Source organism: Candidatus Phytoplasma fabacearum, from assembly GCF_030586805.1.
GTDB lineage: Bacteria > Bacillota_I > Bacilli_A > Acholeplasmatales > Acholeplasmataceae > Phytoplasma > Phytoplasma fabacearum.
The window spans coordinates 15,593-27,370 of the sequence record NZ_JAOSIM010000004.1 but is presented as its reverse complement, the minus strand read 5'-3'; the positions used below and the strand labels follow the sequence as shown (position 1 = coordinate 27,370).

Sequence of the window (11,778 nt, the reverse complement as noted above, 5' to 3'; positions counted from 1 at the left end):
TCGCAACCCGCTTTTATGGTCTGCTCTAATCTGACATTCTTTCGTTTGTTAGACCGACCATATCCTTTCAGGGTTTATCTGCCCTGGCTATTGGTTAGATAGCACGAAATTTAGGCCTCTTTGGCGCACAATTCTACTAAATCACCATTTTTTAAATGAAATGCTGAAGCATCATCCGCATCTATATGCAATTCTAAACTAAAATTCTTATTTACACGACATAAAACATTATGTAAAATACCAGCTTTAATACCATCTATTCGAATACTCACTATTTGTTGATCTGTTAAACCTAAATCTTTAGCTTCTTCATCAGATAAATGTATATGCCTATCAGCAATAATAACTCCTTCTTTAATAAATAATTTTCCGCAAGGACCAACTAAAGTAGCACTAGCAGAACCTTTAATATCCCCTGAACTCCTAATAGGAGCGCCAAATTGATTTCTAATATTATCACTATTGCTAATTTCAACTTGAGTAAATTTTCTTAAAGGACCTAAGATCCGAACATTTTTAAGAATTTGATTGTTAGAACTAATAACATCTATTTTTTCGTTAGAAGCAAATTGACCTTTTTGCGTTAAATCTTTAAACCAGGTTAATTGATAATTTTTTCCGAATAAAATTTCTAAAGCTTCTAACGACAAATGAGCATGTCTACCGGAAACTCCAACGGGTATCATTTTTTTTTTTAACATAGTTCCATTCCTTCTATTTTTTTAAAGTTTAGCCTAAAAATTAATAACTTTAATAGGATTTAATTTTATTCAAAAAATAATTTTATTGTTTATTATTTATAAATTAAATAACTTACAACATTTTTTAAATTTACCAAATAATAATAAAATTTTCCCTTAAAATCCATTGACTAACATACATTATAATACTTTTTATAAATGGTATCAATATAAAAAACAGTAGTCTTCGAGAATCATTTAAACAAGTAAAATGTTATAATTAAATAATAAAATTGAAAAATTATTTTGACAATAAATTTTTTAGTAAGGTGAAAAAATATATGAAAGTTGGAATTATAGGATTACCTAATGTAGGTAAATCAAGTTTGTTTAACGCATTAACAGGATTAAATATTTTGGAAGCGAATTATCCTTTCGCAACTATTCAGCCTAATATAGCTATGATAGAAGTTCCTGATGAACGTTTAAAATATATTGCAAATTTTTTTAAATCTCAAAAAATTATTAAAACCCAAATACAATTCGTAGACATTGCTGGTCTAGTTCCGGGAGCTTCCAATGGAGAAGGACTAGGGAATCAATTTTTAAATCATATTCGTAATGTCGACATTATTTGTCATGTTGTTAAATGTTTTGATAATCCAGAAATAATCCATATTCATGAAAAAATTAATCCTGTTTTAGAAAGTCAAATGATCGAAACAGAACTAATTTTAGCTGATTTAGAACAAATAGAACAACGTTTAACTAAAATAAATCATTCCAAAAAAAAAATACAACAAGAAACACAATTAGAAATTAAACTTTTGCAAAAAATTAAACAAAATTTAATCAAAAATATTACCTCTAACGAATTAAATTTAACAGAAGAAGAAATCCAAATAATCAAAAATTTCAATTTATTAACTCTTAAACCAATGCTTTATATAGGTAATTTGCCAGAAAACCAAAATAATTGGGATAAAAATATTTTTTTTCAACAAATGAATAACTATAGTTTAAAAACTAATAGAAAATTTATTCCTATTTGTGTTCTGGAAGCTAAAAAAAATTATTCTTCTGCCTCAATTGATAAAAATACATTAAATATTAATCAAACACAAACATTATTTTCCTCTAAATATGCTTTAGAAAAGATAATTAAAAATAGTTATAAACTTTTAAATTTACAAACGTATTTTACTGCTGGACCTAAAGAAACAAGAAGCTGGTCTTTCGTAAAAGGCTCAACAGCTCCTCAATGCGCCAAATCAATACATACAGATTTTCAACGCGGTTTTATTCGAGCAGAAGTTGTTAATTATAACGAAATTATTAAATATAATAATATTGGTCAAATAAAAGAAAACGGAAAATTACGTTCAGAAGGTAAAAATTATATAGTTCAAGATGGCGATATTATAAATTTTAAATTTCGCGTCTAAAAAATATATAAAAATACTAATTATTTTATTTATTGTGAATCTGTACTCAATTATTACTGCAAAAGGAAATATAATATAAAAATGAATCAAAAAGATAAACATTATACTAATACATTATCTATGCCCAAAACTGATTTTCCTATGAGAGGGAATTTGCCGCAAAAAGAACTTGAAATAGAAAAACATTGGCATCAAATCAATTTATATCAAAAAAATTTAAAAAAAAATCAAAAAAATCCCACATTTATTCTGCATGACGGTCCTCCTTATGCTAACGGTGATATACATATCGGTCATGCTTTAAATAAAATTTTAAAAGATTTCATATTAAGATTTAAAACCATGCAAGGATACAATACACCTTATATACCAGGTTGGGATACACACGGATTACCAATTGAAATTGCAGTTTTAAAAAAAAATTCTCAAAATAGAAATTTAACAACTAACCTTTTTAATGAAGAATGTCAAAAATTTGCTTTTCATTTTATCCAAAAACAAAAAGAAAATTTTAAAAGATTAGGTATTTTAGGGGATTGGGATAATCCTTATTTAACCTGTGATAATAAATATATAGCAAACCAAACTAGAATTTTTGCAAAAATGTTAGAAAAAAAATTAATTTTTAAAAAATTAAAACCTGTTTATTGGTCTACTTATTTAAACTCCTCTTTAGCTGAATCAGAAATAGAATATCACAAACACCAAACTTGGTCTATTTTTACAACCTTTAAGATAATAAATAATGAATATAAAAATTTTGGGCAAAATATTAAATTTATAATTTGGACCACTAACCCTTGGACTTTATCTTCTAATGAAGCGATTTGTGTCAACCCCAAATCTCAATATTATTTAATTAGTGTTAATGAAAATCAAAAATATATTATAGGAGCTAAAGTTTTAAAAAAATTGCAAATTAAATTCAATTGGCACAAAATTGAAATTATCAAAGTTTTAACAGGTAAACAGTTAGAAAATTTACAATACGAAAACACTTTATTTAATAAAACTAAAAAAATTATTTTAGGCGAATTTGTTTCTGATCAAGAAGGTACAGGTTTAGTTAGTATCTCACCAGGCCATGGGCAAGAAGATTTTTTAATAGGACAAAAATATAATTTAGAAATAAGTCTAAGCATTGATAAAAAAGGTAATATGACAGAATTATCTCCTAGATATCAAGGAATATTTTTTCAAAAAGCCAACGATTTGATTATAGAAGATTTAAAAAAATTAGGACTTTTAATTAAAGCAGAATTTATAGAACATTTATATCCACATGATAATCGCATTAATAAACCTATTGTTTTTTTAGCTTTATCACAATGGTTTATAGATATTCAGAGTATAAAAGAAAAATTATTAAAAGAAATTAAAAACATTAAATGGTTTCCTCTTTGGGGAGAGCAAAAAATGTATAATATGATAATAAATCGAGAAGATTGGAATATAAGTAGACAAAGAAAATGGGGAGTACCTATCCCTATATTATATGATGAAAATCAAAAACCCATTTTGGATATCCAAATAATTAACCATTTTGCCAATTTATTTGAAAAATATGGAAAAGGCATTTGGCATGAATGGAAAATTTCAGAATTATTACCCGAACAATATATTAAAAAAAATAATAAATATCATTTGTTTACTAAAGATACTAATATTCTAGATGTTTGGTTTGATTCTGGCACTTCATACAACGTTATACAAAACATTTCGTCAAATTTTTTTCCAGCCGATTTATATTTAGAAGGTTCAGATCAATATAGAGGATGGTTTAATTCATCTTTAATTACTTCCGTATCTTCATTTAATAAAGCAGCTTATCGAACAATTATTACTCACGGTTTTGTTCTTGATGGTCAAGGACAAAAAATGAGCAAATCAAAAAAAAATATTATAGAACCGCAATCAATCATAAAACAAAGCGGAGCTGATATATTAAGATTATGGGTAGCTAGTACCAATTATAAAAATGATGTTAGAATAGATCATTCCATTTTAAAACAAATAGAAGAAAAATATCGTAAAATACGAAATACTTTACGATTTATGTTAGGCAATTTATACGATTTTAATATACAAACAGATTATATATCTTTTCAAAAAAGAACTACCTTGCATAAATTAATAGTTCTCGAATTTAAACAAATAATTAAACAAATTATTGAAGCATACGAAACTTATAATTTTGAAAAAATTATAAGTTTAATATATCCTTTTATAACCACTAAAATAAGTGCTTTTTATTTAGATTTTGCCAAAGATATTTTGTATATTGAAATGCCTAATTGTAAAGAACGAAGAACTATTCAATCCAATATATATGATTTACTATTAGATTTACTAATTATTTTAACACCGATTATACCTCATACAACTTCGGAAGCATATAGTTATTTAAATATTAACGAAAGATTTAAAAAAGAAGATATTTACTTAGAAAACATGCCTACAATAACGCAAATTGATAACTTCATAGATACATTTAAACAACAAGATACTAATTCAGAAGAACAAAAAGCTTATCAAAAATTTTTAGATTTAAGAGATCTAATACTAAAAAAATTAGAAGAAGCCAGAAAAAATCAAATTATTAATAAATCTTTGGAAGCCAAAATAATTTTAGAATTAACAACAGAATATTTAAACATATTAACAAAATTAAAAATAAGTAATTGTCTACATCAATTATTAATTGTGTCAGAAGTTAAAATTATAAGATCATTTCAAATCGAAATTAAAATTATTAAATATATAGGAAAAACTTGTCCTCGCTGTTGGAATGTAATAAATTATAACACCCATAACGAATTATGTAATCGATGTGATTTAGTAGTAAAAAATTTAATAAAAAAAAATTAACAATTACATAAATAAATAGAAAATTAAAAAAGAAGAGTAAAATTTATTTTTACTCCTCTTTTATTAAAAGAATTTGTTTACAATTAATTTACACTTTTTACAACCGGAACAACAACAAAATTAGGTAAAACTTGTTTTAATTTATTATAATTTACCATTTTATTAACAATAAGTTCCCCATATTTCTGATTCAAATTATTAATTTTTTGTTCTATTCTATTAAAATCATTATTAATTTGAGTCTCAGATATATCAGAATTCGTAATAAAATGAAATTTTAAATGAGATAATTCTTGTAATAATTGTTTTTGTTCAGCTTCTAAAGAAACAGGATGATAATCTTTATTATTTAAAATACTTATTAATCGATCTAATTCTTTAACATATTTTTCACGAAAAGAAGGATTAATTTTATTAACAATAAGTTCCCCATATTTATGATTCAAATTATTAATTTTTTGTTCTATTCTATTAAAATCATTATTAATTTGAGTCTCAGATATATCAGAATTCGTAATAAAATGAAATTTTAAATGAGATAATTCTTGTAATAATTGTTTTTGTTCAGCTTCTAAAGAAACAGGATGATAATCTTTATTATTTAAAATACTTATTAATCGATCTAATTCTTTAACATATTTTTCACGAAAAGACCCAATATTTACATCAGAAGAACTATTTGGTAATGCCGTTAGTTGATGTAATTTTTCCTTAGAAAAATTTGGTAAACCTATAATTTTTGATAATGGAGCAAAATTTAATTTTTGAAAAAAAAACAAAAAAAATAATAACATAATAAAAAACATTAAAATAACAAATGAAGTGAAAAAAATTCCTCTAGGTGGAGAGATTTTATTTTGAAAATCATTACTAAAATAAGAATAAGATGAATTGTAATGAGAATTAGAAGAAAATTTATTAAAAAGCTTTAATTTTGGTAATAAACGCAAAATGTTAATTATTAAACTAATAACCCAAATAAATAAGTAAAATACAACGAAAACAATTAACCAAAAAATTACATTAACGAAATAATGATAATAATTTTTAATAAAATTAAAAATATTACTCAAATAAAATATGGCATTTTGTAAATTCACAACACAAACTCCTTTTTTATAAAAAAAATATTTAAAAAATTTACACAAACTTGAATTTCGAAAAGAAATTTTCTTTTTAGAATCTAATAGAATTTTAAAATAATATTTGTTTCCATTTTATGTTAAAAAATAAATATAATCTTAATTATTTAAGAATTATAATAAAAACGAAAAATTCAATTTTTTAACACTACATAAAAATCACCTCCTTTTAAAAAAGCAAACAAAATTAAATCAAAAGATAAACAAATTAAATGTGTTAAATATAATGAATTTTATTAATAATATTTTATTGACATTGTTTTTCTTATTTGTTAGAATGAAATTCAGAGTATATCATCATTTTCCAATTTGATAAAATTTAACTTTTATAATAAAAATAAAAAGTTTTAATATTGTTTAGAAGTTTTATTTTTTTATTATCAAATATTAAAATTTCTATTAAAATTTAATTTGACAAAATTAATTATTTTTTGATCTCAAAAACTAGAATCAAAAATATATTAAAGTTAAATTTAAAGTTTTTTACTAAAATTAACTAAAAATAATCAAAAGGAGAGAAAAAATCAACAAAAATGAAAGAATATGAATTAATGTACATTATAAAACCCAATATAAGCTTAGAAAAGGCGCAAGAAATAGTAGAAAATTTAAAAAAAAATTTTATAAAAAATAAAGACGTTAATTATTTCGAAGAAATTACTCCAACTTCTATAGAGTTAAAAGAATTAGCTTATCCAATTAAAAAATTTAAACAAGGGTATTACGTACAATCAACAATCAAAGCAGATAACACATTTGTAGAAAAATTTAATAAATTAATAAAAATAACCGAAGAAATAATTCGCTTTCTGATTATCAAAAAATAAAGACAATATAACGAATAGGAGAAAAAAATGATAAATAGGGTATTTTTAATAGGAAGAATCACTAAAGATCCTGAAATAAGATTCACAAAAGAAACTAACATACCTTATGTTATTTTTAATTTAATCGTGGATAGAGGATACACAAATCAAGAAGGTAAAAAAGAATCAGATATAATTCGTTGTATTGTTTGGGACAAACAAGCAGAAAATTTAACCAAATACATTAATAAAGGCGGTTTGTTAGCTGTAGAAGGTAAAGTCAGAACAGAAATATACGAAGATCCTAATAATAACCAAAAAACCAATTTCGATACCAAAATCGTATGTAAAAGTATTAAATTTTTAGAAAGCAAAGAATATTCGGATTATAAAAAAAATAAACAAAAAAATGAATATTCTGATAATTTAGATGTTGAACAAACATTATTAAACAATAGAGATATAAAAAAAAATAATCAAAATTTCAATAATAAAGAAGCAGATGATGATGATTCACTTTTTTAATATTGTAACTTTAAGCAATAATAAATACTAATTATAACTAAGGAATGTAAATAAAAATTAATATGCAAATAATTAGAAAAAAATATTTTAAAAAACGCCGTAAAGTATGTTTTTTTACACAAAATAAATTCACTAATATAGATTTTAAAAATATAGAAATTCTAAAAAAATTTATAACTAGCGAAGGTAAAATTTTACCATCAAGAATAACCGGAGTATGCGCTAAATGGCAAAGAAAATTAGCAATAGCTATAAAGAGAGCACGTCATATGGCCTTAATACCTTTTGTTGAAAAGTAAAAATTTTATAAATAATAAACAAGTTTTTCTCAAATAACTTGTTTTGTTTTTTTATATAACAAAATTATCTTTGTTATTAACAAGTTTTTTTAGAAAAGAGAGTTTAATTATTAATTATGTTAACATTAAGAAAAAAAAATCTCAATTATAAAAAATTTTTTTTATTTATAATTTTGATTGGTACATTTTTATATATGACCTTCCTTGATTATGATAACATCAAATTATTAATTCATAACCCAAATAAAGAAATTCAAGAAGTAAAAAAAATTATTATTAAATTATTTTTTAGCATTTTAGGAAAATTAGTTATTTTTTTTATCTTTTTAAGTATTTATATGCATTTTCAACGAAGTTTACAAATTAAAAAATTACAAAAAAGATTATCTTTGTGGTCCAAATTATCTTATTATATAGATAAAATAGGCGAAGAAGTTTTCAATGAATTAACTATAGGAATTATAGTAATCAATACTACAAATAATACTATCGAATGGATAAACACTTACGCTAATAAAATCTTTAATAATCCCAATATTAATACATCTTTACATTTAATAAATAACCAAATGGCCGAATTATTAAATACCCAAGATAAAGAAAAACAAATAGTTTTAAATATAGGAACTAAATATTTTGATTGTCTATATAAAAAAGAATTTAATGTTTTTTACTTATTTGATGCAACACAAAGAGAAAAAGTGCAAGCACTTTACCATCAATCTACACCTGCTTTAATATTTCTATCATTTGATAATTTAGAAAATTCATTAAAAAATTTAGATTTTTCTGAACAATCACAAATAAAAGTAGAATATTTAAGTGCTATTTCGGATTTTTTCGAAATTTATGAAAGTTATTTGAAGCAATTATCGGATGATAAATTTTTACTTTTATTAAAAAGAAAACAATTAGAAAATATGATATTAGAAAAATTTTCAATTTTAAAAAATATCAGAAATATTTCTGAAAAATATAAATTAAATATCACTTTATCTATGGGAATTGCTTGTTATAACTTACCTTTTAATCAATTAGCTTATTATTCTCAAAGCGCATTAGAATTAGCTCAAAAAAGAGGCGGAGATCAAGTAGTTGTTAATATTGAAAATCAAAAAATTCAATATTTTGGAGCTACTAAAGCTTCTTTAAACACGAATTCAAAAATAATATCTAGAGTTAATTCAGAAATCATTAAAGATTTAATTCAAAAACATCATAATTGTTTTTTTATGAGTCATAAAAATCCAGATTTAGATGCTTTTGGATCTATGATTGCTATTTGTGAAATAACATATGCATTAAATAAAGATCAAGATCATTACATTATTATGGATACAAAGTTAATGGAAAAAAATTTAAAAAACATTTATAAAATTTTAAGTAAAGAAAATCCAAAACTTTTTAAAAGTATTATTGATGTTCAAAAAGCGAATAAAATAATAAATAAAAATTCCTTAATAATTATTGTAGACAATCAACATTTAGAAATCTTAGATAACAAAGAACTATTAACTTTAACCGATAATATAGTCATTATTGATCACCATCGTTCTTCAGAAAAAATTATTTCAAATAAATTTGCATATATAGATGCATCCGCTTCATCAACTGTAGAAATGATAATGGAGTTGATATATTTTTTAAATCATCCAGTATATATTTCTCCTTTAGAAGCTACTATTATGTATGGAGGAATGATTATTGATACAAATTATTTTACTTCCAGAACAAGCGCAAGAACTCTTGAAGTAGCATCACGTTTAATTAATATGGGAGCTGAAAGTCACAAAATTAAATTATGGTTAAGACAGGATTTTGATCAAATTGTAGAAATGAATCAATTATTGTCTCGTATGGAAATTTACATGAAAAAATTCGCCATTATTACAAGCAATAAACCTATTGATGATCGTTCTTTTTTAGCTAAAGTAGCAGAAAATTCTTTAAATGTACAAAATATTGAAGCAGCTTTCGCAATAGGAGAATTATCATTTACTAATCAAATAGGCATTAGCGCTAGATCTTGTAATGATAATATTAATGTACAAATTATTATGGAACAAATGAATGGCGGAGGGCATATCAATAGCGCAGCTGCCCAAATTCAAAACAACAATATCAATGATGTTGTATTAGAATTAAAACAAATTTTAAAAAATGAATATCAAGAAGGAAATGAAAATATGAAAATTATTTTATTAGAAGATTTGGATGATAAAGGTAAAAAAGAAGAAATTATTCAAGTTAATGCTGGTTTTGGTAATTTTTTAATTAGAACAAAAAAAGCTCTTTTGGCAAATGCTCAAAATATTAAACAACTAGAACAGAATAAAAAAATTCAAGAAGAAAAAGAACAACAAAAAATTCTATTAATGACTAAACTAAAAGAAGAAATAGAAGATAAACAGATTACTTTTCAAATTAAAATAGGTCCAAACGGAGAAATGCACGGAAAAATAACTACTAAAAATATTATAGATGAACTTTATAAAAGTTATAATATTTTGTTAGATAAACCCAAAATAATTTTAGATAACGAAATAAATGCTTTAGGCATTTATAAAGCTAATATTATTTTAAAAGATAACATTATAGCTACTTTAACAATTAATGTAAAAGCTAAAAAATCATGAATGAAAACATAAAATTACCTTATTACGCAGAAGCAGAAAAATCCATTTTAGGAATTATTTTTTTAGAACCAAAACAAATTATTAATGTATTGGGACGTTTAGAAGTAAATGATTTTTTTAATCTTGATAATCAAAAAATTTTCCAAGCAATTCAGGAATTATTTGAAGCATCAAAATCTATTGATTATTATTCGGTATACACATTATTGCAAAATAAAAATATTCATATAGACGGTGGACAAAAATATTTAATCCAATTAGGAGAAATAATTCCATCTATTTATCATTTAGATACATACATTAATTTAGTTAATGAAGCAGCTATAAAAAGAAATATTATTCAAACTGCTTCTTCTATTGTGCATGAAGGTTTAAACAATCCTGATATTGAACCACAAATTTTTTTAAATTTAGCAGAAGAAAAAATTTTCCAAATTTCTAATAAAAGTAAAACTAATAATTTCGTTAAAATTAACAATTTAATAGAAAAAGTACAAGAAAACACTCTAAACAACTTGCAAAACAAAAGCATTATTGGAATAAGTACTGGTTATACAAATTTAGATGAAGTAACTTTAGGATTAAAACAAGAAGAATTAATTATTATTGCCGCTAGACCTTCTATGGGTAAAAGTAGTTTTATGACTAATTTAGCGGTTAAAATGGCTCAAAATAATAATTCTCAAACCTATGTAGCTATTTTTAGTTTGGAAATGTCCAATGAACAATTAGTAACAAGGATATTAAGTTCTCAAAGTGAAATACCTCACAAAAATATTCAATTAGGATTATTAAATCAAACTCAAAAATCATTACTAAAATTAACAGCTGATAAGCTAAAAAAATTAAATATCTATTTTGATGATTCAGTAGCGGTAAATATTTTGGATATAAGAACACAATGCCGCAAATTAAAACATCAAAATAAATTAGATGTAGTAATTATTGATTATTTACAATTGATTAGAAAAAATAACTCAAATAATCGTCAATCTGGTTTTAATAATCGTCAAGAAGAAGTGTCTGATATTTCTAAAAGTTTAAAACAAATGGCTCGCGAATTAAAAATACCAGTTATAGCTTTATCCCAATTATCTAGAGAGGTAGAAAAAAGAGAAGATAAAAAACCTATTCTATCAGATTTAAGAGATTCAGGAAGTATTGAGCAAGATGCTGATATAGTCATGTTTTTATACAGAAAAGGATACTATTCAAAAGAAAAATATAGCGAATATAACATCGATTTAGGGCATACAGAACTAATTATTGCTAAAAATCGCCAAGGTATAACAAGTACTAAATTTTTTAATTTTGATTCAAATTGTTTATTATTTAATGAAACTGACCACTTAATAGAATAAATTAAAATAGGATGAT

The 11,778-nt window shown here is 23.3% G+C and carries 9 protein-coding genes; 7 read left to right on the top strand and 2 right to left on the bottom strand.

Annotated elements, in window-relative coordinates; all coding sequences use genetic code 11:
* Nucleotides 1-110 precede the first annotated feature (110 nt).
* Nucleotides 111-701 carry a phosphate propanoyltransferase gene (pduL, locus tag OC705_RS01125; RefSeq protein WP_304512487.1) on the bottom strand — a complete coding sequence of 197 codons (591 nt, stop codon included), beginning with the start codon at nucleotides 699-701 and terminating at the stop codon, nucleotides 111-113.
* A gap of 320 nt (nucleotides 702-1,021) precedes the next feature.
* On the opposite strand from pduL, the gene ychF reads away from it, so the two are divergent.
* Nucleotides 1,022-2,125 carry a redox-regulated ATPase YchF gene (ychF, locus tag OC705_RS01120; protein ID WP_304512488.1) on the top strand — a complete coding sequence of 368 codons (1,104 nt, stop codon included), beginning with the start codon at nucleotides 1,022-1,024 and terminating at the stop codon, nucleotides 2,123-2,125.
* An 81-nt stretch (nucleotides 2,126-2,206) separates the two neighbouring features.
* Nucleotides 2,207-4,993, top strand: coding sequence for an isoleucine--tRNA ligase (gene ileS, locus OC705_RS01115; protein ID WP_304512489.1), 2,787 nt, complete (start codon nucleotides 2,207-2,209; stop codon nucleotides 4,991-4,993).
* A gap of 83 nt (nucleotides 4,994-5,076) precedes the next feature.
* On the opposite strand, the gene OC705_RS01110 is transcribed toward ileS, so the two are convergent.
* Nucleotides 5,077-6,093 carry a hypothetical protein gene (locus tag OC705_RS01110; RefSeq protein WP_304514025.1) on the bottom strand — a complete coding sequence of 339 codons (1,017 nt, stop codon included), beginning with the start codon at nucleotides 6,091-6,093 and terminating at the stop codon, nucleotides 5,077-5,079.
* Nucleotides 6,094-6,668: 575 nt separating this feature from the next.
* On the opposite strand from OC705_RS01110, the gene rpsF reads away from it, so the two are divergent.
* The 5 genes from rpsF (at nucleotide 6,669) to dnaB (ending at nucleotide 11,762) form a co-directional block, all read left to right on the top strand.
* A complete protein-coding gene (gene rpsF, locus OC705_RS01105) occupies nucleotides 6,669-6,962 on the top strand; it encodes a 30S ribosomal protein S6 (RefSeq protein ID WP_304512491.1) in 294 nt (97 codons plus the stop codon).
* 27 nt (nucleotides 6,963-6,989) lie between these two features.
* A complete protein-coding gene (locus tag OC705_RS01100) occupies nucleotides 6,990-7,466 on the top strand; it encodes a single-stranded DNA-binding protein (RefSeq protein WP_304512492.1) in 477 nt (158 codons plus the stop codon).
* A gap of 62 nt (nucleotides 7,467-7,528) precedes the next feature.
* Nucleotides 7,529-7,765 carry a 30S ribosomal protein S18 gene (gene rpsR / locus OC705_RS01095; RefSeq protein ID WP_304512493.1) on the top strand — a complete coding sequence of 79 codons (237 nt, stop codon included), beginning with the start codon at nucleotides 7,529-7,531 and terminating at the stop codon, nucleotides 7,763-7,765.
* A 116-nt stretch (nucleotides 7,766-7,881) separates the two neighbouring features.
* On the top strand, nucleotides 7,882-10,401 hold the full coding sequence (gene rplI, locus OC705_RS01090) for a 50S ribosomal protein L9 (RefSeq protein WP_304512494.1): 2,520 nt from the start codon (nucleotides 7,882-7,884) through the stop codon (nucleotides 10,399-10,401).
* Entirely contained in the window at nucleotides 10,398-11,762 is a 1,365-nt protein-coding gene (dnaB, locus tag OC705_RS01085) for a replicative DNA helicase (RefSeq protein WP_304512495.1), read from the top strand. The genes rplI and dnaB overlap by 4 nt, the downstream gene beginning before the upstream one ends.
* Nucleotides 11,763-11,778: the final 16 nt, after the last annotated feature.

Bases quoted from the DNA above. Each gene is read 5' to 3' on its own strand.
- ychF (WP_304512488.1), top strand. From the start codon at position 1,022: ATGAAAGTTGGAATTATAGGATTACCTAATGTAGGTAAATCAAGTTTG.
- ileS (WP_304512489.1), top strand. From the start codon at position 2,207: ATGAATCAAAAAGATAAACATTATACTAATACATTATCTATGCCCAAA.
- rpsR (WP_304512493.1), top strand. From the start codon at position 7,529: ATGCAAATAATTAGAAAAAAATATTTTAAAAAACGCCGTAAAGTATGT.
- rpsF (WP_304512491.1), top strand. From the start codon at position 6,669: ATGAAAGAATATGAATTAATGTACATTATAAAACCCAATATAAGCTTA.
- dnaB (WP_304512495.1), top strand. From the start codon at position 10,398: ATGAATGAAAACATAAAATTACCTTATTACGCAGAAGCAGAAAAATCC.
- pduL (WP_304512487.1), bottom strand. From the start codon at position 701: ATGTTAAAAAAAAAAATGATACCCGTTGGAGTTTCCGGTAGACATGCT.
- rplI (WP_304512494.1), top strand. From the start codon at position 7,882: ATGTTAACATTAAGAAAAAAAAATCTCAATTATAAAAAATTTTTTTTA.
- OC705_RS01100 (WP_304512492.1), top strand. From the start codon at position 6,990: ATGATAAATAGGGTATTTTTAATAGGAAGAATCACTAAAGATCCTGAA.